Origin of the sequence: Embleya sp. NPDC050493 (assembly GCF_044458105.1) — a bacterium.
Classification (GTDB): domain Bacteria; phylum Actinomycetota; class Actinomycetes; order Streptomycetales; family Streptomycetaceae; genus Embleya.
In genome coordinates, this window is record NZ_JBITHP010000004.1 from 504,557 (window position 1) to 526,980 (window position 22,424).

The window sequence follows — 22,424 nt, forward strand, 5'->3', positions numbered from 1 at the left end:
CGTCGCGACCGCCCGGTTACCCCCGGCGGCGGCGCAGCGCCGCGCGCTCGTAGACCCGGGCGAAGCCGTCAAGCATGTGTTGCCGGGTGAAGCGGGACAGCGCCCGTTCCCGGCTCGCCGCGCCCATACGGGCCCGCAACACGTCGTCGGTGAGCAGTTCCCGGCACGCCATCACCAGGCCGCCCCGGTCGCCCGCGCGCAGCAACCGCCCGGTCACGCCGTCCGCGACCACGTCGGTCACGCCGCCCACCGCCGTGCCGACCACCGGCACGCCCGCCATCATCGCCTCCGCGACCGCGAGCCCGAAGCCCTCGTAGTGCGACGTGGACAGGAACAGGTCGGCCGCGTCGAAGGCGTCGCTCAGCCGAGCCAGCGGCGGGACCACCCGGACCCGCTCGCCGACCCCCAACTCCTCGATCAGCGCGTGGATCTCCGGCTCCTGACGACCGATCACCAGGAACACCACCGGCGGACCGGCGTCGCCGAGCTTGCGCACCACGTCCGCACCGACCCGCACCATCAGGGGGATGTTCTTCTGCGTCGCCCGGCCGACCCCGACCACGACCCGCGCCTCGCGCGGGATGCCCAGCTCGGCGCGCAACGCGCGGCCCGCCGCCGGGTCCGGCACATGATCCGGAACGCCCAACGGCACCAACGGGATCCGTTCCGGCCGCCACCCCACGATCGCCGCGGTCGCGTCGCGCACGTGGGTGGAGTGGGCGAACGGGCGGAAGCCGGCCGCCTTGACCATGCCGACCTCGATGGCGTTGGTCAGCCGCGAGTGCAGGCCGTCCTTGAGCGGCTCGTGCACCTCCAGCACCCGGGGCATCCCCGGGGAGCCCAGAGCGGCGGGCAACGAGAGTCGGGCCGTACCGCTGTGCGCGTGCAACACGTCCGGCCGCAACTCGCGCACCCGCGAGGCGATCCGCAGCCCGAGCCGGATCTCGTCCTGCGGCCGGGTGGGCCCCTCGTGGTCGAGGGCGTGCACCGTCACATGGGCGCCCAACTCGTCGAGCCGATCCTCCTCCCAGGCCGGCCTGGCGATGATCGCGTGGCAGTCGAAGCGCTCCGGGTCGAGCCCGGCCAGCACCTGCCGGCTCACCTGGGGAATCCCACCGCCGACGCTGAGCCGCCACACCACGTGCACGAGCCTGATGCGATCCTTCACGCTTCCCCCCGAACCGGCCGCAGCCGGCGATTCCTGACCCGGCGGGCCGCGGACTTCGCGCCCAACAGCGCGCCGCCCGCCCCCCGGGCCACCAGCCATGTCGTGTCGTATCGATCGACGGCGCCGAATCGGTGCTTGAACTCCTCGGCCCCGCGCAGGAAATCGAAGGTGCGAACCCCGCGGGCGGCCAGCGCGGTGAGCGTCTCGTGGAACAACACCGTGCCCAGGCTCGCCTTCGCGTAGGCCGGGTCCCAGCCCAACTGGTAGTAGGCGAAGGTGTCCTGCCACAGGAACCCGTACAGGACCCCCACCGGTCGGCCCGCCGGATCGCGGGCGACCAGCGCGCAGGGTCCACGGTCGGCCGCGGCGCGCGCCGCCAGCGCCGCGTGCAACGGGCGCCGGGTGGCGTCGAACGCGCTCGACCCGCCGATCGCTTCGCGGCGCAACCGGTGCAGCCGCAGCAGGTCGTCGAACAGCTCGGGGGTCGTCGCGTCGGGTGCCACCCACGTGAAGGTGATCCCGTCCTCGGCCAGCTTGCGCGCCTTGCGCCGAACCCCCTGCCGGTGCCGGGCCGAGCCGAGCGCGGCCGGGTCGGCGGGCATCACCGGGCACGCGGTGCGTTCGATCTCGCGGGCGCCGGGCGGCAGGAACGGATCGCCGGTGCCGGCATCCAGATGCGGGAAGAGCATGGTGCGCCGCCGGGCGAGTGAGGCCAGCCAGGCCCGGACGTCCTGGTGCCGGCGCGGATCGACGGCGAACCCGCAGTGGTCCGCGGCGCCGGGCCCGGTGCCGAGCAGCGTCCAGCTCAGCACACCGCCGGGCAGCCGCGGATGCAACCGCTCACGGGTGCGCAGCAGCGGTACGACCGCCTCCGCGGCGCCGTCCTCGGCGCGCCACACGGCCACCACCGCGCGGCCGGCCTGCTCCCGGCCCAGCGACTCGGTCCAGCCCAACACCCAGTCGGGCGTGGTGAAGTACGACGTCCCGGGCGTCGCGGCCACCAGCGCGCGCCAGGACGGAACGAGAGCCGTCAACTCGCCGGGCGAGCGCAACAGCGTGGGCAGAGCAAGCACGGTGATCCCCCCGGATCTGTCCGTCGACCGGATCCGGCGCTTCGCCGACCCGAACAACCCGCCGATTCAAGCAGGTCAACGGCCGCCGCGCAGCGCGTGCAGGGCCGGATGCAGCCCGGACAGGATCGTCGCGAAGCGATCCGGGCGGGTGTTCGACCCCACCCGCAGGCGGGAGATCCGCAGCGGGTGGTCCGGCAGTCGAGGCCCGAGCCGGTGATCGAACAGGAACCCGGTGCGGTAGCCGAGTTCGGTCAACAACCGCTCGGCCCGCACGTCCCAGTTCCCGTTCGGATACGCGAACGAACGCGGGGCCCGACCGAGCAGCTCGGTCAACCGCTCGTGCGCCTGCACCACTTCGGCCCGCACGTCGGCGTCCGAGCACCGGTCGAGCAGCGGATGGGTGAGCGAGTGGTTCTCCACCCGTACACCGCCCGACTCCAGGGTGCCCAGGTCGGCGCCGGTCAACTGCTCGGTCCGCACCGGCTCCCGCCCCTCGCGCAGCGCCGCGAGCAGACGCAGACGCCGCTCCTGCGGCACCGTCTTCAGGTACGCCACCCACCCGCTCGGCGACCGCTCCGGCTCACCCGCCACCCGCGCCCCGGCGGCGACCAACCGGTCCGCCTCGTGCCACCAGAACGGCGTCCCGGAGTCGATCGCCGAGGCCACCACGTAGGCCACACCCGGGATGCCGCGCTCGCGCAGCAGTGGCAACCCGTGCTCCAGAATGCTGCGTTCACCGTCGTCGAAGGTGAGCAGCACCGCCTTGGCGGGCAGCGCGCGCCGCGTCGCCAGCGCCGTCTCCACCTCGTCCAGGGATACCGGCCGGGCGATCCGGCGCAGCCGGTCCAACTGCCCCGCGAACGTGTCCGGATCCGAGATCCCGTGATACCCGAGCACCGCGAGCCGCAACCGGGCGCGATGCGCGAACCACACCTGCGCCGGGGATCGCCGCAACAACGCGTCGCCCCCGGACCGTACCGAGCCCACCATCGAACCGCCCACCCAAGCCTCCCCAGCCCCGCGGCTCCCGCTGCCGGAACCGTAACAGCGGGGTCGGGTCCCGTCAGCCGGTCGCCGAACGTCCGCCCACGGCCCGTCACCCGACGTCCGCCCACCGGTCACATCGGGGCAAGCCCGCGTACCCCGGATATCGGGGAGCATCACGGACGACTCGTGGACGGATTGCGAAACACCCTTCACGCGTGACCCATCCGGCCTAATCTGGTCGGCGGGTGACTCGTGTCCCGGCCGTGTGGGGGCGGGGGACGCCGGTTGGGCACAAACGTTCCGATGCCGCTCACATCGGGACCGCGAGGTGGGGGCCGGGCGATGGTCAATCGTGCATCGACCCTGCACGCCGAGGAGATCGACACCGATCTGGCGCGTGCGTGGGACGAATTGGTGGCAGGACGGGGGGTCCAGGCAGACGTCTTCGATACGCACGCGTGGATGTCGTCGTGGCTGACGAGTCGACCCGAACGGACCGAACACGTGCGCATACCCGGGGTATTCGCCGCCGGCCGTCCGCTGGCCCTGCTCCCGCTGGAACTCGACGCGAGCGGACGCGCCCACGAACTCGGCCGAGGCCAACGCGAACGCACACGTGTCGTATTGGGCGCCCCCGAGCCGCAGTCCGCCGTCCTGCGCCAACTCGTCGGCGAACTGCGCCGGATCGGCATCCGGGAACTGACGCTGTACCGCATGCCCAGCCGGGACCCGGCCACGCACGCCCTCCTGGCCGCGCTGCGCGAGGCGGGCTACGCGGTGGACGTGCGCGAACGCATGACCGACATGATCGAGGCCACCCCCGACGGCTGGTCCGGCTACCGGGCCCGACACCGCGGCTTCGACAGCGCGATCGCCCAGACCACCCGGCGGGCCGGACAACTGTGGACACTGCGGGTGGCGGCATTCGGCGCGCCGGGCGCCACGCCGCTCGCGGCCGGCCTGGCCGACCACGACGAACTGTTCGACCTGAGCTGGAAGGGCCGACTCGGCGCCTCGCCCGAGCGCCGCCGGTTGCTCACCCGTGCACTCGACGCGCGCGGCATGGCCCGGCTGTACGTGCTCTACGCCGACGACCGCGCCATCGCGTCCTGTCTGGGCGTGCGCATCGGTCCGGTCGTGCAGTGGCACACGATCGCCTACGACCCGGCCGCCGCGATGCTCTCGCCGGGCAACGTGGTGCACTGGCGCGCCCAGGAACTGGCCTTCGCCGAGGGCGGTCTGGCGTTGATCGACCTACTGCCCGGGGCGAGCCCGCTCAAGGACCGGATCAGCACCGAACGGCCCGCGCTGCTCGACGTGTGCGCAGCCCGGGTGCCCCGCCGGGTGTTGCCGCTGCTGCGCGGCGCCCGCGAGATGCAGCGCGCGGTCCCGATCGCCGCCCGGGCCCGGGTCCGCGGCCTGCGCGCGCGGGTGAGCACGGTCGACGCCGGCTCCTCCGGCACCGCGCGCCGACTCGAAGCCAGACCCGCGACCGAGATCCCGACCCGGGCCGGCGTCCGGCTGACCCTGGACCAACCCACACTGCGCCTGTTGGCCGTGGCCTGCGCGCGCAAGGGCCCGCAGGAGATGCGGGCCGACTGGGGGCCGGACGACCGCTGGTACCGGATCGGCACCGGCCCGCTGGCGGTGGCCCGCGTCGACCACCACGAACCCGTACCCACCCTGCGCGAGGTCGTGCGCTACGACCCCACCTACACCCTGGAGGCGATCGCGCTGATGCTGGCCGACCTGCTCGCGTCGCCCGTCCGCTACCTGGACGAGGTGCCCGTGCGCGACCCGCGCCTGCGCTGGCCCCGCGCGTGGAGCCCGCCGACCGCCGAACCCGCCCCGAGCGGAGCCGAATCGGTCGCGCCCGGAGCCGCCGTCGCCGGCACCGGCTCGCGCGGTGTGTTCAGCCGCTCCGAGGGGGCCTGATGCGGGCGCGCCCGATGCACCCGCTGGAGATCGACCCCACCTTCGCCGCGTCCTGGGACCGGCTGGTGGCCGCCCGCGGCGTGCACGCCGACCCGTTCGACACCCACGCGTGGTACGCCTCCACCCTGCACGGCCACCACGATCCGCTCGACGACATCCGTGTGGTGTCCGTGCTCGACGACGCCGACCAGCCGCGCGCACTGCTGCCGCTGGAGCGCATCGGCACCGACCGATGGGGGGTCTTCTCGGCACACCGCAGACCCCGCAGCCACGTGGTCGTGCACCCCGACGAACCGCACGGCGCCGACTCGATCGCAGACGCCCTCGCCCGCGCCGGCATCCGCGAACTGCGCCTGCACCGCATGCCCAGCCGGGACCCGGAGACCCACCGGCTGATCGCCGGACTACGCGCGTGCGGCTACACCGTCGACGCCCGGGAGAAGGCCTGCGACATGCTCGCCGGCGTCGAAGGCGGCTGGGCCGGCCACAAGGCCCGATTCCGCAGCTTCGACCGCTACGCGCACCGCTTCGCCGGTCGGGTGCGCGCGCACTGGGACCTGACCGTCGAGGAGACGGCCGGCGCCGCGACCGGGCGCGACCTGGACGCCGGATTCGCCATCTACACCGACCTGTTCGCCCGCAGCTGGAAGGGCCCGCTGCAACCCGCCGCCGCCGAGGCCCGCCGCGAGCTGATCGCCCGCGCCGCCCGGCACGACTGGGCCCGGCTGTACATCTTGCGCGTGGACGGCGTACCCGCCGCGATGCACCTGTGGTTCCGCCTCGGCGACGTGGCCACCTGGCACTCCACCGCCTACGACGAGCGCTTCGCCGCGCTGGGTATCGGCACCGTCGTGCAATGGGAAGCCCAGGAGCGGGTGTTGACCGAACCCTGGCCCGCCAAAAGCAGCCCGCGCCTGGTCGACCTGATGCCCACCCGAACCCCGCAGAAGTTGCGACTGGCCCCCGAACGCCCCGCCCTGTGGGACATCGAGGCCATCCGCGACCGACGCGTGTTGGCCGCCACCCTGCCCGCCCGCGGCTTCGCCCGAGCCACCCGGATGTCGGTCGAACAACACCTGCGGGTACGCCGCGCCAAGGCCGCCGAACCGGCGCCGACCCCGGTCGCCGAGACGGTGATCGCGCCCGCGATCAACCCGCACGGCGAGCCCGGCCACAAACTCGACCCGGTGCACGAAGCCGGCGTCGAGGACAACCGACCCATCGCGCTGGCCTGCGGCTACCGCGGAACCGACGTGGTCGACGGCGGTCGGGACCGCGGCGAGACGTGGTGGCTGGTCGGCGAGGAGCCGCACACCCTCGTGCACCTGGCCGCGGACCGCACGGTGCGCACGGTCGCCGCACTGGGCACCCGGGACCGACCACGCGCGTGGGAGCCCGGCGAGGCGGTGCGCAGCGTGGCCACCGCCCTGGGTGAAACCCTGCGCCTGTACGTGCTCGACCCCGCCGGCAGCGCCGGCACCCCGCTTCGTCAGGAATCCGAACCGGTCCCGTGGCCCCACGCCCGCACCGCTCCCACCCGGCACACCTCGAAGGGCACCACCCGATGACCGCCATCAGCGGCGACCGCGTGCGCGCCACGCTCAAACGCGGCCTGGCCGCCACCGCCCTCGCCCGCGATCCGGCACCCGGCGCGACCCTGCTCATCTATCATCGCGTCGGGGGCGGCAGCCGTGACGAACTCGACCTGCCCGCCGACGCGTTCCGCGCCCAGCTCGACCTGCTCCCACCCGCGCACGTGGTCTCCCTCGACACCGCGGTGGACCGGCTCGCGGCCGGCGACCCGACGCCCTCGATCGTGCTCACCTTCGACGACGGCTTCGCCGACGTGTACGCCAACGCCTGGCCGGAACTGCGGGCCCGAGCGCTGCCGTTCACCCTCTACCTGGCCACCGGCTGCATCGGCGAACAGATGCGCTGGGAGGGCTCCACCGGCACCAGCGGCGGATCCGCCGCGCTGAGTTGGGACCAGATCGCCGAACTGGCCGAGTCCGGCCTGGCCACGATCGGCAACCACACCCGCAGCCACGCCCGCCCCGAGGCACTCACCGCGGCCGAACTCGACGACGCCTCCGACGACATCGAACGCCGACTCGGGCTGCGCCCGGCCCACTTCGCCTATCCGTGGGGGATCGCCGTCCCGGACATGGAGCACGCCCTGCGCTGCCGGTTCCGCAGCGCCGCCACCGGCGTGCTCGGCCGCAACCTTCCGGGCTGCGACCCGATCCGGCTGCGCCGGGTCCCGGTCCGGCGCACCGACCCGCCCGCGTTCTTCCGCGCCAAGCTCGGCGGCCGACTCGCCCAGGAGCGCGCCTATGCCGCCGTGGTCGGCCTGGGCAAGCGGGCCGGTGCGCATGCGTGAGCCGCGCGGCCCGGGCGGTCGACCCCTGCGGGTCGCCCACCTGACCACCATCGACATGAGCCTGGCCCTGCTCCTGCGCACCGAACTCGAGGAGGACGTCGCGGCGGGCTTCGAGACCTACGGGATCAGTGCCGCCGGCCCCTACGTTCCCGAGATCGAGGCGCTGGGCGTCACGCACGTGCCGCTGAACTCGCTCACCCGCGCCTGGAGTCTGCGCAGCGACGCCGCGGCCGCCGGCGAACTGGTGCGCACGCTGCGCCGATTGCGCCTGGACGTGCTGCACACGCACAACCCCAAGACCGGTGTGCTCGGCCGGATCCTGGGTCGTGCCACCGGTGTCCCGGTCGTGGTCAACACCTGCCACGGCCTGTGGATCCGGCCCGGCGACCCGTGGGCCCGCCGGGCGTTCGTGCTCGGCACCGAGGGCCTGGCGGCCCGCGCCTCGCACGCGGAGCTGTACCAGAACGCCACCGACCACGCGACGCTGCGCCGGGCCGTGCCCGGGTGGCGCTCGCGCGTGGTCGGCAACGGTACCGATCTGACCCGCTTTCGACCAGATCCCGCCGCTCGGGCGAGCGTTCGGCGGGCACTGAACGTGGCCGAAGACGAACTACTCGTGGGCGGAGTCGGGCGGCAGGTCGCGGAAAAGGGCATCCTCGAATACGTGGAGGCAGCCGGACTGCTCGCAGGCAAGGCCCGATTCGTCTGGATCGGACCGGAGGACCCGGACAAGGCCGACGCGGTGTCCCGCGCCGTGCACGGCTCCCGGGTCGAATTCGTCGGTGCGCGCTCCGACATGCCCGCGGTGTACAACGCGCTCGACGTGTTCGTCCTGCCCTCGCACCGCGAGGGCTTCTCACGATCGGCCATGGAAGCCGCGTCCTGCGGGCTGCCCATGGTGCTCAGCGACATCCGCGGCTGTCGGGAGATCGGCACCCACGGTGAACATCTGCTCCTTGCACCGCCCGGCGAGCCCCGGTTGTTGGCCGCCGCGATCGACCGCCTGATCACCGAACCGGACCTGCGCGCCGAACTCGGCGCCGCCGCCCGGCTGCGCGCTCTGGCCGAGTTCGACCAGCGCAGGGTGGCGGGCATCTCGATCGACACCTATCGGGCCGTGGCCGGGCGCCGCGGCCTGGGTTGGACTTGACGCACAACGGGCGACGGCCGGTGAGGGAGACACCGCCGGCGCCCGAAGCTCGCCACACCGAACGCCATACCAGGGGAGGGGCATGGAATGCGACGACTGTTCGACATCACCGTGGCCGTGCTGGCATTGGTTCTGATGGGACCGGTCCTGCTCGCGATTTACGTGATGATCCGCGCGACCATGGGTGGGCCCGTACTGTTCCGCCAGACACGCAGCGGTCTGCGCGGCCGCGACTTCGAGATCCTCAAGTTCCGCACCATGCACGACCCGCGCCATCCGGACGAACCCGATGCCACCAGGATCACCCGGACCGGCCAACTGCTGCGCACCACGAGCCTGGACGAACTGCCGCAACTGATCAATGTGTTGCGCGGCGACATGGGCATCATCGGGCCGCGGCCGACGCTGCCGAGCCAGGTGGTGCACTACACGCAACGCCAGCGGGGCCGGCTCGACGTGCGACCGGGGCTGACCGGTTGGGCCCAGGTCCAGGGGCGTAACGCGCTCAGTTGGCCGGTGCGGATCGAATACGACCTCTGGTACGTGCGCAACCGCAGCGCCCGGGTCGACCTGGTCATCCTGTGGCGCACGATCGGCGTGCTGCTGCGGCCGACCGGGATCACCGCCGCCGGCGGGGTCAATCCGGGCTTCCCGGTGCCGGTCGCCAACCTGCCCCAGGAGGATCCGGGGCGCGGGGCCGCAGCTCGGCCCGGCGCCGTACGGCAGGACCGGGGCGAGACGTTCCCGCTGCCCAGACCCATCGTCTGGTCCGCACCGATCACCCACTCCCCGGTCGACCCGACCCGGATGTTGCCACCGCAGCGGCCGGCGGGTGAATCGTTGGCCGAAGAGGTCTCCTGACGCCGAAGCGTCCGGATGTGCGGATGTCCGTGCCCGATCGTGGGGATCGAGCACGGACATCACGCAGTCAGGGGCCGGGGAGCCCGGTGGGTTCGGGTAGCCCGGGAAGCCCGGCGGGTTCGGTGACCTCGGTGCGTACAGCGGGCCCGGGCGACCCGGTCAGCCCGTGCCTTGCCGCCGTCGCTGAGCGGCCGACCTCGGCGAAGCCGCTCGCGCCGCTGTTCCCGCAGCCGTAGCCGGAGATCCTGGTGAAGGTCGACTCGGGTGCCGACGAACCGGGTCGGCACGGGCGGCGCGACCGGCGGTTTGGGGTGGAGCCGCCGGGTGTGCCGCCGAACTCGCTCGGCGAGGCGATGGTCACTGGGCCAGGCCGGCAGCCGCGAGGGCGGGCATGCCCAGACCCACGGTCCACACCCCGCGGCCGGGTCGGAGCGGCCGCCGGGGAGTACGGACCGAGCGCGCGAAGGCTTCCCCGAAGTCGGGTGCGCGGTTGGCCCGAGGATCAGTGAGCATTGAAGCAGTCGCGCAGCGTATTCGAAGGACCTGAGGCGATATTGCGAAAAAGGCTTTCGAGAATCATCCGACACCGTTTCGGGGGTATGGAAGGACATCCGCGCACCGCGTCGACCGCATGCTCGACCGGCCCGTGTCCACCTGGTGTAAGGGCTGTGACCTGCGCCTACAACGGGATGCCCAGGGCTCGTCCACACCTGCGCGGCAGCGGCCCCCCGGACCGCCCGTCCCGCTTTTCTCATTCTCTGGAAAATCCCGCAACGAACTCGAAACGGGATTCCGGCAATCCTGCACGCGGATCGACAAACCTGCGAATCGACGTGACATTCCCCTTGCCTGGGAAATATGTGCGCCCGTGTTGCGGCGATTCCACAAAATAGACGCGGAGTCGTCCGCGCGACACGGATCTGAGCATCATCTGAGGTTTCGCATGCAGAGACTCGGGTGAATCCGGCATTGCCCCCAAAAGCCCTGAGGTCGCCATGGCGGACAATGCGACACCATGCGCAGGCCGCCCCGCGGTCGACCGGAAACCAACCGGCAGCCGACCCGGGAACCGCTCCGCGGCCGGCCCGGGAACCATGCCGCAACCGACCCGTGAGCCGCTCGGCGGCCGACCCGGAACCATGCCGCAGTCCACCCGGAAGCCCCCGCCCGGCCGACCCGCGACGCCCCCGCCCTAGACGCCCCCGCGCGCCAATCGTGCCCGCAGCGCCGGATCCGGACCGGCCGTCGCCGCCCCCGTCAGCAACCCGACCGCCACCAACACCACCGGAAACTCCGCCACATAGTCGATCGACGCCTGCGCCACGAACGCCGTGAACGTCGCCGACCCGACCACCACCACCGCGACCGGTTGCGGCGAGCGCCACAACCGCACGTACACCCACCCCACCAGCGCCACCAGACACAGGGCGCCGGGCAGCCCCTGCTCGGCGCCCTGCCGCAACCACAACGAGTGCGCCGAGTGCACGTCCGCGTCCGAACTCGCCGTCGGACTGTTCGTCACGAACATCCCCGGGCCCGTCCCGCGCAGCGGATGTCTCTTCGTCAGATGTACGCCGTCGCCCCACAGTTGCACCCGACGCTCGGTCAGACCGGCCTCGGCGGCGCCCTCCAGGCCGCCCGTGCGGGTACCGAGCGCCCCGAGCACCACGGTGCCCAGCCCCACGCCGACCACACACACCGCAGACACCAGCACGACCGTGCCCTTGCGCCGCACCGCCGCCGACGACAACCCGGCCAACAACACCACAAGCGCACCCACCGCCGCCGCCACCGAACGTGTCGCGAACGCAGCGAGTACCAACAACCCTGCCAATAACAGGATTTCACCCCGCCGCCGATCGGACGCGGCGACCAGCGCGGCCAGACACGCGGCCCCCACCGCCTGCGCCACCAACGCGCCGTTCGCATTCCCGTAGTGCAACGGCGGCGCGGTCGCGTCCCCGCTCAACGCACCCGGCCACAACATCAACATCCCCGCCACCGCGCCGGCGACCACCGCCGGCGGCAGTAACGCCGAACGCGCGCCGAGCAATCGCCCCAGCACATACCCACCGACCACGGCCGACAGCGCGAACAAGAACGCCGCCGGCTCACCGGCCCGATTCGCCGCCGCCACCAGTGCCCACATCGCGGTCGTCGCGACCACGCCCGTGCCCAGCAGATCAAGCCGGGACAGATACCGCGCCGAACTCCGGACCCGACGGTCCCCTTCCCGGTCAACACCCACCGCACAACCCGCTTCCGCTCGACGAACCGGACCCACCCGTACCCGCGCCCGCGCGCGTGTGCTCATCCCGGCCGCCCGGCGATGCCAGGATGTCCCCCATGCCGCTCTACATCTGCGGGGCCGGCGGCGTCGGCCGCGAAGCCCTCGACGCCGCGCTCGCCAACACGCTCACCGTCACCGCGTTCCTCGACGACGCCCGCGCCGGCGAAAAAGTGCGCGGCCTGCCGGTGCTGGGCCCGGGCGAAGTCGACTCCGGCGACTACCTGGTCGGCATCGCCGCCCCGGCGGCCCGCGCCCGACTGGCCCTCCTGCTCGACGAACGCGGCCTGCGCGCCGTCACCCTCGTGCACCCGCGCGCGGTGATCTCGCCGGAGACCACGATCGCCGCCGGCTGCCTGATCCAGGCCAACGCGCACGTCTCCAGCAGCGTCACCCTGGGCCCGCACGCGCAGGTCCACTACAACGCCACCATCGGACACGACGCCGTGCTCGACACGCGCAGCACGGTGTACCCGGGCGCGAACATCTCCGGCAACGTGCACCTGTGCGAGGACGTCACCGTCGGCAGCAACGCGGTGGTCCTGCAAGGGTTGACCGTCGGTGCCGGCGCCTTCGTCGGCGCGGGCGCCGTGGTCACCCGGGACGTACCGGCGGGCACCACCGTGGTGGGCTCACCCGCTCGACCGCTGCGCCCGCGCGAGGAGCGGCTCAGCTGAGTCGAGACCGGAACCACGCGACCGTCTGCGCGAGTCCGTCCCGCAACTCGACCGGCTCCGCGGTCGGGAACAGCGCGCGCAGCCGCGACCCGTCGGCCTGCGAATCGCGCACGTCGCCGGGCCGCGGCGGTACGTGTTCGACCTCGACCGACTGCCCGAGCACCTGCGTCAACAAGTCGATCAACGCGTTCAACGAAGTCCGCGAGCCGAACGCCAGGTTGACCGGGATGTCCGAGACCACCCGGCGCAGCACCGCGTCGGTGAGCACCGCGCAGACGCTGCCGATGTTGGTGAAGTCGCGCGTCTGCTCGCCGTCACCCTGCACGGACAGCGGCCGACCGGCCAACGCCGCGTCCACGAACCGCGGGATCACCGCCGCATAGGCGTGATCGGCCGGCTGCCCGGGCCCGAACACGTTGAAGAAGCGGAACGGCAGCACCGGCAGGTCATAGCAGTTGCCGTACGCGAGCAGATACGACTCGGTGGCCAACTTGCTGACCGCGTACGGGCTCAGCGGTGTGGTGCGCATGTCCTCCCGCTTGGGCAACTCGCGATTGGCGCCGTACACCGACGACGAGGACGCGGCCACCACGTGGATGTTCCCGGCCCGTCGCGCCGCCTCCAACACCTCCAGCGTGCCGGTCGCGTTGGCGTGATGGCTGGCCAGCGGCGCCTCCACCGACCGGGGCACCGAGGGCAACGCGGCCAGGTGCACCACCGCCTCCGCGCCCGCGAACGCGTGATCGAGCAACTCCGGCTCCAGGATCGATCCCTGATGGAACGTCACCTTCAGGCCGGCCAAACTTTCGAGCGACCCCGTGGACAGGTCGTCGACCACGTGCACGTCGCGCACGACGTCGTGGTCCTGCAACGCGGCGGCCAGATTCGAGCCGATGAAACCGGCGCCGCCGGTGATCACTACCTTCACAAAGTCCCCCCCGGACCATCGTGCGGAACCATCCCCGCCGGTGCCTGTGATTCGAACTACCCCAAGTCCGACCCGAGGCCGACCCACCCCCGGTTCCCGCACTGTACCCACGGCCCGCTTCACGAGAGGGCAAAACCCGGACAACAGGCCGGAACGTGCGCCACACTTTCCCCTATCTCGGACCCGGGACACCGCCCCGGGAACCGAAGTTGGGGTGGGGGACACTCATGAACATGCCCAGGCCACGGCTGCGCAGAGCAACGATTCCAACGCTGTTCGCGTTGTTGCTCGCGCTCACCGTCGCGGCTCCGAACACACCGAAGGCATCCGCGGGGCCCTGTGACGCACCGGTCACCAACGCGGTCGTCTGCGAGAACAGCAAGACCGGCAACCCGCGGACCGAATGGGACGTCAGCGGCGCCGGCAGCACCTCCATCCAGGGCTTCTCCACCGACATCAGCGTCAATGCCGGTGGCCAGATCAAGTTCCGGATCGACACCACCGCGAGCTCCTACCGCGTCGACATCTACCGGCTCGGTTGGTACAACGGCAGCGGCGCCCGCAAGGTCTACACGATCCCCGCCTCGGCGGTGACCCCACGTGATCAGCCGAACTGCGACACCGACAACCTGGTGACCGGACTGATCGACTGCTCGAACTGGACCGACTCCGTGTCCTGGACCGTACCCGCCGACGCGGCCTCGGGCTACTACATCGCCAAACCCACGCGCACCGACGGCTCTTCGGGCGCGAGCCACATCCCGTTCGTGGTCCGCAACGACGCATCGCACTCGGCGCTGCTGATGCAGGCATCCGACACCACCTGGCAGGCGTACAACGCGTACGGCGGCAACGACCTCTACGCCGGCCAACCGGTGGGGCGGGCCTACAAGGTCAGCTACAACCGGCCCTTCACCACGCGCGCCGACAACCCCGCGGACTCGCTGTTCAACGCCGAATTCGCGATGTTGCGCTTCCTGGAACGCAACGGCTACGACGTCACGTACTCGACCGGTGTCGACACCGATCGACGCGGCCAACTGATCAAGAACCACCAGGTGTTCCTGTCGGTGGGCCACGACGAATACTGGTCCGGCGCACAACGGGCCAACGTCGAGGCGGCCCGCGACGCGGGCGTCAACCTCGCCTTCTTCTCCGGCAACGAGGTGTTCTGGAAGACCCGTTGGGAGAACGGCGGGATCAACGGGAACGGCCCCGACCACCGCAACCTGGTGGCGTACAAGGACACCCACGCCAACCAGTCGATCGACCCGCTCGGCCCGTCCGTGTGGACCGGCACCTGGCGCGACCCGCGCTTCTCGCCACCCGGTGACGGCGGCCGGCCGGAGAACAACCTCACCGGCACCATCTTCACCGTCAACTGCTGTACGACCGACATGAACGCCAACGGCGCCGACGGCCGGCTACGGCTGTGGCGGAACACCCGCCTGGCCACCCTCGGTCTCACCGCACAAACGACGCTCGGAAGCGGAACCCTCGGCTACGAATGGGACTCCGACCTGGACAACGGCGCCCGACCCGCAGGCCTGATCCGGCTCTCCACCACGGTCAAGTCCGGCATGTCGGTGCTCCAGGACCAGGGTTCGACCTACGCCGACGGCAGCTCGAAGCACAGCCTGACCCTGTACCGCGCGCCCAGCGGCGCCCTCGTCTTCGGCGCGGGCACCGTGCAGTGGGCGTGGGGCCTGGACGTCTACCGGGTCGGCGCCAACGGCACCGTGGACACCGCGATGCAGCAGGCCACGATCAACCTCTTCGCCGACATGGGCGTGCAGCCCGGCAGCCCGATGGCCGGCATGGTCGCGGCCGTCAAGAGCACCGACACCACGCCGCCCGTCTCGACCATCACCGCGCCCACCAACGGCGGCAGCCTGCCCGCGAACAGCAACGTGACGATCACCGGCACCGCGACCGACACCGGCGGCAAGGTCGGCGGCGTCGAGGTCTCGGTGGACAACGGCGCCACCTGGCACCCCGCCACCACCGGCCGGGAGAGCTGGACCTACGTGTTCACCACCGGCCCGGGCGGCTCGCTCACCCTCAAGACCCGGGCCACCGACGACAGCGCCCGCACCGAAACCCCGTCCGCCGGCGTCACCGTCACCATCGGCGGCCCGCCGCAACCCGTCGTGTGCCCGTGCACGTTGTGGACGCCGACCGACCAACCCTCGTCCGGGCCCGACCCGGACACCGCCGCCACCGAACTCGGCGTCAAGTTCCAGCCCGACCGGGCCGGCTTCATCACCGGAATCCGCTTCTGGAAGGACGCCGCGAACACGGGCACCCACACCGGGACGCTGTGGTCCTCGTCCGGCACCCAACTGGCCACCGCCACGTTCCCCGGCGAAACCGCGTCCGGCTGGCAGCAGGTGAACTTCGGTCAGCCGGTGCCGGTCACCGCCGGAACCACCTACGTAGCGTCCTACCAGGCACCCAACGGCAGATACAGCGCCGACCAGGGCGGCCTGAGCGCCGCGCACATCCGCGGTCCGCTCACCGCGCCGGCGAGCAACACCGCCGGCGGCAACGGGGTGTACCGCTACGGCACCGGGTTCCCGACCTCGACCTGGAACGACGCCAACTTCTGGGTCGATCCGGTGTTCACCACCTCCGACACCACCCCGACCGGCCCCGCACCCGTGGTCACCGTGACCACCCCGGCAAACGGAGCGATCACCGCCCCGGTCGGCGGCAACGTCACCGCGACCTTCGACCTCGCGGTACAGCCCGCGACGATCGTGTGGTCGCTCACCAAGTCGGACAACAGCACCGTCGCCGGCACCGCGAGCTACAACGCCGGGACCAGGACCGCAACCTTCGATCCGACCGCCGACCTGGCCCCGGGCACGTCGTACACGGTCACCCTCGGCGGCGCACAAACCGCCGAGGGCACCCCGATGGTCCCCCGGACCTGGTCCTTCACCACGGCCGGCGGCACGCCACCACCGACCTGCGACCCCTCCTGCACGATCTGGCCCGCCACCGCGACGCCGGCCGTGCTCTCCGACACCGACACCACCGGCATCCAACTCGGCGTCAAATTCAGCAGCACCGTCCCCGGTAAGGTCACCGGACTGCGGTTCTACAAGGGCCCCGGCAACACCGGCACGCACACCGGCACGATCTGGTCCGCCCAGGGCAGCATCCTGACCAGCGCGGTCTTCGGCAGCGAAACCGCCTCGGGCTGGCAACAGGTGAACTTCACCCAGCCGGTCCAGATCGCCGCCAACACCACCTACGTGGCCTCGTACTACGCCCCCCAGGGCCGGTACTCCTCCACGGAGGGCGGCCTGACCGCGGCGGGCGGCACCGGGCCGATCAAGGCAGCCGCGTCCGGAAGCGTCGGCGGCAACGGCGTGTACGTCTACGGGACCGGCTTCCCCACCAGCACCTGGAACGACAGCAACTACTGGGTCGACGTCGTCTTCACCACCAACTAGCCACAGCGGTACCGGGACACCCGACGGACCCGACACCGGGCACCGAAACCGACCGACGCACAGCGGTACCGGATCCCCCGAGCGACCCGGCACCGAGCACCGAACCGGCAGCCGGCGGCATCGATCCGCCGGCGGCCGGCCTCGGGAGGCCGCGGCGACCCGACTTCGGCGCGCCGCGCACCCCTCCCGACCATACGAACCGACCGTCATGCCATTGAGGAGCACCAACTCGATGAAGGCTGCCCGCGCCAGGACCAGATCGGGTCACCGACAACGCAGAGGGACGTGGACGAGCATTGCGTTCGCCGCGATCGGCGCGTTGCTGTTCACCTTGTTCGCACCGATCACCGCGGCCCAGGCCGCGCCATGCAGTCCGTGCTCGCTGTTCGCCGGCGCCGCCCCGACCGGCGCCGTGACCGACACCGACGCGGTGGCCGTCGAGGTGGGGGTGCGCTTCAGGCCCGCCGGCAACGGCACCATCACCCAGATCAAGTTCTGGAAGGACGCCGGCAACACCGGCACCCACACCGGCCGGATCTGGAACACCACGACCGGCACCGCGACCTCGGTGACCTTCATCGACGAGAGCGCGTCCGGCTGGCAGACGGCCAACTTCACGCCCCCGATCCCGGTCGCCGCCGGGTCCACCTACATCGCCTCCTACGTCGCACCGGTCGGCCGCTACACGGTTACCGACAACTTCTTCGCCACCGACCACACCGTCGAACAACTCGTCGCCCCGGCGAGCAACGGCACCCAGGGCAACGGCGTCTACACCTACAACCCCGGCAGCGGCATGCCGACCGACTCCTACCAGGCCGGCAACTACTGGGTGGACGTCTCCTTCGTCCCCGGCGCCGACACCACGCCGCCCACGGTCACCCAGACCACACCGGCCGCGGGCGCCACCGGAGTGGCCACCGCCGCACCGCTGTCCGCGACCTTCAGCGAGCCGGTACAGCCCGCCACCGTGCAGTGGGCGGTGGGCCGAACGGGCGGCCCGGCCGTCACCGGCACCACCACGTACAGCGGCAACACCGCGACCTTCCAGCCCACCACGGCGCTCGCCGTGTCCACCGGCTACACCGTCACGGTCAGCGGCGCCAAGGACGCCGCGGGCAACACCATGGCCGCCAAGTCCTGGTCCTTCACCACCGGCACCGGCAGCAGCCAGTCCGTGGAGACCAGCATCTGGACCGGCCCGGTCAGCCCGAGCACGCCCAACCAGACCGACAACAACAGCGTCGAGGTCGGCGTCAAGTTCCGCACCACCACCGACGGCCAGATCAAATCGATCAGGTTCTGGAAGCTCACCGGCAGCACCGGCCCGTACGCGGTCAGCCTCTGGGACAAGAACACCCAGACCCGCCTGGCCACCGTGCCCAACGTGAACCGGACCGGCAGCGGCTGGCAGACCGTCGACCTGCCCACCCCGATCACCGTGCACGCCGGCGTCACCTACGTCGCGTCCTACTTCGCGCCCAACGGCAACTACCCGGCCAACACCGGCTCGTTCTCCCAGCCCGTCGGCAACTCGATGATCACGGCCCTGGCCGACGGCGTCGACGGCGGCAACGGCGTGTACAAGTACAACGCCGGCAGCGTCTACCCGACGGACAGCTGGAACGGCAGCAACTACTGGGTGGACGTGGTCTTCAGCACCAACGCCGAGGACACCGTCGCCCCCGCGGTCACCGACATGACGCCGACACCGAACGCCAACGGCGTGCTCTCCGGCATCCAGCCCTCGGTGACCTTCAGCGAACCGCTCAAGCCCACCGGCCTGAGCTTCGTGCTCAAGCGCAACGGCACGGTCGTGCCCGCCGAACTCGAACTCGACAACCCGACCACACCGACCCAGCTCACCCTCAAACCGGACGCCGAACTGGCCTACGGCACGCCGTACACACTCACCGTGAGCGGCATCAAGGACCGATCCGACAACGCGATGCCGGACGCCACCTGGAGCTTCACCACCGGCCAGGCCCCACCGACGCCGCCGTGCGACGCGCCCAACACCGGCCCGATCCTGGTGATCAAGGCCGACTCCAACCCGTTCAGCTGCTACTACACCGAGATCCTGCGCAGCGAGGGCCTCAACTCGTTCGCGGTCAAGGACGCAAGCGCGGTCACCGCGACCGTACTGAACGGCTACACCACCGTCGTGCTCGGCGACTTCGCCCCCTCGGCGCAACTGGTCACCGACCTCACCACATGGGTCAACGCGGGCGGCAACCTGATCGCCATGCACCCGCGCGCCGCCCTGGCCGGCCTGCTCGGCCTGGGCACCTCCGGCGGCTTCCAGGCCAACCAGTACATGAAGGTCGACAGCGGCACCGCCGCCGGCGCCGGCATCTACAGCCAACTGAGCATGCAGTACCACGGGCCCGCCGACGTCTGGACGGTCCCCGGCGGCGTCGGCACGGTCCGGGTCGCAGACCTGTACACCCGCACCGGCACCAGCCCGCTGGGCCCGGCCGTGACCACCCGCACCGTGGGCAGCGGCACCGCGTCCGCGTTCACCTACGACCTGGCCCGCTCGATCGTGCAGACCCGCCAGGGCAACCCGGCCCAAGCCGGCGTCGAGAACGACAACTTCTCCGACAGCGGCGGCCCGCTGATGCGCGCCGACGACATGTTCTACCCGGACTGGATCGACCTCAGCCGAGTCCAGGTCCCGCAGGCCGACGAGCAGCAGCGCCTGTTCGCCAACCTGATCGAGCTCGGCAACCGCGCCAAGGCCCCGATCCCGCGGACCTGGTACCTGCCCGGCAACGCCGCCACCACCGCGCCCGACCTGCTCAAGGTCGTGATGGTCTCCACCGGTGACAACCACGGCCAGAACCTCAGCGACATGCAGGGCAGGGTGACCCGCTACAACAACAACAGCTCCGACCCGGCCTGTGCGAGCCCGATCGCCGCGCTGCGCGACGCCGCGGTACGGAACTGGAAGTGCATGCGCGGCACCATCTACGTCTGGGGCCCGGGGCCGCAGGGTACCCAGGCGCCCTCGGTGTCCGACGTCCAGAACTGGACCGCGCAGGGCTTCGAGATCGCCCGCCACGTGGATCAGAACGGCAGCTGTCCGCAACTTCGCGCGGGCGCGTCCCAGACGGACATCAACGCCGGGCTCGGCGCGGTGTACGAGAACAGCCTGGACGACTTCACCCGCTACGCGCCGCTGAAGCCGACCACCAACCGCACGCACTGCCTGACCTGGCCCGACTGGAGCTCGAACGCCGCGATCGCCCGGGCCAAGGGCATCCGGCTCGACACCAACTACTACTACATGCCGGATTACTGGAAGAACACATGGGGCGGGCCGCTGATGAAGGCGAGCCCCGGCTTTTTCACCGGTTCCGGCTTCCCGATGCGATTCACCGACCCCAATGGTCAGATGATCGACATCTACCAGGGCACCACGCAGATCAACGACGAATTCCAGCAGGTCTACCCGGACACGTTCGACCAGCTCGTCAACGGCGCCAACAACGACGGCTTCTACGGCGCATTCGTGATGAACAACCACACGGACTCGGCGAACGCCAACGGCGGAGTGGGCAACGTGGGCCAGCTCGACATCGAGCAGGCACTGATCGCCTCGGCCAAGGCGAAGAACGTCCCGATCGTGTCGGCCAAACAACTGCTGGACTGGACGGACGCCCGAAACGCCTCCACGATCACCGGCCTCAACCGAGTGGGCAACTCGGTCACCTTCACCGTCAACCAGAACGCGGCCGCGACCAACCTGATGACGATGCTGCCCACCACCGGCTCGGGCGGCACCACCCTCACCGCGCTCTCCCGCGGCGGCTCGGCGGTCACGTTCCAGAAGACCACCGTCAAGGGCATCGAGTACGCCGTCTTCGACGGGACCTCGGGCGCATACACCGCGACCTACGCCACTCCGGTGGCGCCGCAGATCGCCCAGGCCAAGGCCGCCCCGGCCGCGGACGGCTCGGGCACGCTGACCTGGACGACCGACGTGCCCTCGACCACCGAGATGCAGCTGGGTACCAAGCCGGACCAGCTGTCGATCACCCAGAAGAGCGTGGAGACCGCGGGCGAGCACAAGGTCGCCCTGGGCGCACTCAAGCCCGACACCACCTACTACTACCGACTCACCTCGGAGAACGCGAAGGGCGAGCGCAGCGTCTGGCCCGCCCCCGATACCAAGCCCGCTGAATTCCGCACCCCCAAGGCCGACCGCAAGGCGCCGGTGATCAGCGACGTCTCGGTCAAGACCTGGCCGGACGGCAGCGCCGACCTGACCTGGAAGACGGACAAGCCCACGACCACGTCGGTGCTTCTGGGCGACACCCCGGCGTCGGTGCGACCGGTGTACGCGGACCGGAAGCAGTCGACCACCGAGCACCACGCCAAGCTCGGCCACCTCGGCTCGGGCAAGACGTACGCATATCGCCTCGCGGGCGTCGACGCGGCCGGGAACGAAGGCACCTGGACGGGCGGCGGCGGAAAGAAGAAGGACACCGCGCGGCTGGTGATGCCCAGACCGGGTGTCGCCGAGACCGGCGCCTTCGATTTCACCAACGGCAGCGTGTCCGGGGGAGCGGTGAGCGGCGATCGGCCGGACGCGCTCACCCTGGACAGGGCCGCGACCGGTACCTATATGTCGAAGCCGTTGGACGCCGGCCGGATGGTGACCTGGCTGGCCGGTGACTGGCAGGCCGAGATCCCCAAGGGCAGCACGCTGCGGGTATCGGTGCGGACCGGCACGACGGCCGTCCCGGACGCGAGCTGGACGCAATGGAAGGACCTGTCCCGACCGGGTGACACGGTTGGCAGCGCGTCGCGATTCCTGCAATACCGGGTGGAGCTCACCGGCGACGGTCGCGCGCTTCCCACCCTCAAGGGAATCGGCTTCACCCACGACGGCACGGTCACCACCACGCCGCCGGTGACCGAGGCGGGACCGAACACGCTGCCCGGCCCGAAACCCGTGACGGGGAAGGGGCGTTGACCCTCGGCTGAGCCCGCGGGGACGGTACGCACGGCCGGGCCCGGAGCGATTTGGCGCTCCGGGCCCGGCCGTGTACTGTTGCGAAGTCCGCCCGGGAGGCGAGCAAATCCATGATCACCGATTAGGCGATCGGGAATGCGCTCCGCTAAAGTCTGCGGGCACCGCCAAATGCCTCGGAGAATGCAAATTCCCGATGCCCGAGGCGGTGGGCCAAGCAGGCCGGAAGGACTGCTAGGCTCGGCGGGCCGGAAGCGGAAGAAACGCAAGTTTCGAAAGCGGAAGGCACGAAGAAACGGACGAAAAGCGGGTCGCAAGATCTGCTAGAGTCCGGGAGGCGGAAAACGCGGAAACGCGGTGGAAGCCGAAAGCGAGGAAAGCGAAGCCGCCGAAACGGTGTGCTAAGCTGGAAACGCGAAAGCGAAACAAAAGAAACACAGCAACACAAGCTCAACAAGCTACACACTGAACGTTAAACGCCCGGAGGGCGCGGTTGATTCCGCACCGAAGGAAGCGTCCGTTCCTTGAGAACTCAACAG

At 71.1% G+C, this 22,424-nt stretch carries 14 protein-coding genes; 8 read left to right on the forward strand and 6 right to left on the reverse strand.

The window, feature by feature from the left end:
- Positions 1 to 16: 16 nt before the first annotated feature.
- Genes ACIBM5_RS12090 through ACIBM5_RS12100 form a run of 3 tightly spaced genes read right to left on the reverse strand, consistent with a single transcriptional unit; the run spans position 17 to position 3,243 of the window.
- A complete protein-coding gene (locus ACIBM5_RS12090; RefSeq protein WP_396006740.1) occupies positions 17 to 1,168 on the reverse strand; it encodes a glycosyltransferase family 4 protein in 1,152 nt (383 codons plus the stop codon).
- Positions 1,165 to 2,298: a GNAT family N-acetyltransferase gene (locus ACIBM5_RS12095; RefSeq protein WP_396006741.1), complete on the reverse strand. Its 1,134-nt coding sequence runs from the start codon at positions 2,296 to 2,298 to the stop codon at positions 1,165 to 1,167. The genes ACIBM5_RS12090 and ACIBM5_RS12095 overlap by 4 nt, the downstream gene beginning before the upstream one ends.
- Before the next feature lie 18 nt (positions 2,299 to 2,316).
- Positions 2,317 to 3,243 carry a polysaccharide deacetylase family protein gene (locus tag ACIBM5_RS12100; protein WP_396006743.1) on the reverse strand — a complete coding sequence of 309 codons (927 nt, stop codon included), beginning with the start codon at positions 3,241 to 3,243 and terminating at the stop codon, positions 2,317 to 2,319.
- 327 nt (positions 3,244 to 3,570) lie between these two features.
- Between ACIBM5_RS12100 and ACIBM5_RS12105 the strand changes: the two genes are divergently transcribed.
- From ACIBM5_RS12105 to ACIBM5_RS12125, 5 genes are all read left to right on the forward strand, one after another.
- The gene (locus ACIBM5_RS12105) at positions 3,571 to 5,163 is read left to right on the forward strand and encodes a GNAT family N-acetyltransferase (protein ID WP_396006744.1); all 1,593 of its coding nucleotides are present in this window, start codon (positions 3,571 to 3,573) and stop codon (positions 5,161 to 5,163) included.
- Positions 5,163 to 6,731: a GNAT family N-acetyltransferase gene (locus tag ACIBM5_RS12110; RefSeq protein WP_396006745.1), complete on the forward strand. Its 1,569-nt coding sequence runs from the start codon at positions 5,163 to 5,165 to the stop codon at positions 6,729 to 6,731. The genes ACIBM5_RS12105 and ACIBM5_RS12110 overlap by 1 nt, the downstream gene beginning before the upstream one ends.
- A complete protein-coding gene (locus tag ACIBM5_RS12115) occupies positions 6,728 to 7,543 on the forward strand; it encodes a polysaccharide deacetylase family protein (RefSeq protein ID WP_391589825.1) in 816 nt (271 codons plus the stop codon). Before ACIBM5_RS12110 ends, ACIBM5_RS12115 begins: the two co-directional genes overlap by 4 nt.
- Positions 7,497 to 8,693, forward strand: a complete 1,197-nt coding sequence (locus ACIBM5_RS12120; RefSeq protein WP_396006747.1) for a glycosyltransferase — start codon at positions 7,497 to 7,499, stop codon at positions 8,691 to 8,693. The genes ACIBM5_RS12115 and ACIBM5_RS12120 overlap by 47 nt, the downstream gene beginning before the upstream one ends.
- Before the next feature lie 87 nt (positions 8,694 to 8,780).
- A complete protein-coding gene (locus tag ACIBM5_RS12125; protein ID WP_396006749.1) occupies positions 8,781 to 9,554 on the forward strand; it encodes a sugar transferase in 774 nt (257 codons plus the stop codon).
- A 357-nt stretch (positions 9,555 to 9,911) separates the two neighbouring features.
- Here the strand turns inward: ACIBM5_RS12125 and ACIBM5_RS12130 are convergent, their stop codons facing one another.
- Positions 9,912 to 10,067, reverse strand: a complete 156-nt coding sequence (locus tag ACIBM5_RS12130) for a hypothetical protein (protein ID WP_396006751.1) — start codon at positions 10,065 to 10,067, stop codon at positions 9,912 to 9,914.
- 679 nt (positions 10,068 to 10,746) lie between these two features.
- Positions 10,747 to 11,802, reverse strand: a complete 1,056-nt coding sequence (locus ACIBM5_RS12135) for an O-antigen ligase family protein (RefSeq protein WP_396006753.1) — start codon at positions 11,800 to 11,802, stop codon at positions 10,747 to 10,749.
- Positions 11,803 to 11,900: 98 nt separating this feature from the next.
- Between ACIBM5_RS12135 and ACIBM5_RS12140 the strand changes: the two genes are divergently transcribed.
- Complete coding sequence (locus tag ACIBM5_RS12140; protein WP_396006755.1) at positions 11,901 to 12,518, forward strand: NeuD/PglB/VioB family sugar acetyltransferase; 618 nt, start codon at positions 11,901 to 11,903, stop codon at positions 12,516 to 12,518.
- On the opposite strand, the gene ACIBM5_RS12145 is transcribed toward ACIBM5_RS12140, so the two are convergent.
- The gene (locus ACIBM5_RS12145) at positions 12,511 to 13,446 is read right to left on the reverse strand and encodes an NAD-dependent epimerase/dehydratase family protein (RefSeq protein WP_396006757.1); all 936 of its coding nucleotides are present in this window, start codon (positions 13,444 to 13,446) and stop codon (positions 12,511 to 12,513) included. The two genes, ACIBM5_RS12140 and ACIBM5_RS12145, sit on opposite strands and share 8 nt — an antisense overlap.
- A gap of 233 nt (positions 13,447 to 13,679) precedes the next feature.
- Between ACIBM5_RS12145 and ACIBM5_RS12150 the strand changes: the two genes are divergently transcribed.
- Both ACIBM5_RS12150 and ACIBM5_RS12155 read left to right on the forward strand, forming a co-directional pair.
- A complete protein-coding gene (locus ACIBM5_RS12150) occupies positions 13,680 to 16,907 on the forward strand; it encodes a DUF4082 domain-containing protein (RefSeq protein ID WP_396006759.1) in 3,228 nt (1,075 codons plus the stop codon).
- A gap of 232 nt (positions 16,908 to 17,139) precedes the next feature.
- Positions 17,140 to 21,888: a DUF4082 domain-containing protein gene (locus ACIBM5_RS12155; RefSeq protein ID WP_396006760.1), complete on the forward strand. Its 4,749-nt coding sequence runs from the start codon at positions 17,140 to 17,142 to the stop codon at positions 21,886 to 21,888.
- Positions 21,889 to 22,424: the final 536 nt, after the last annotated feature.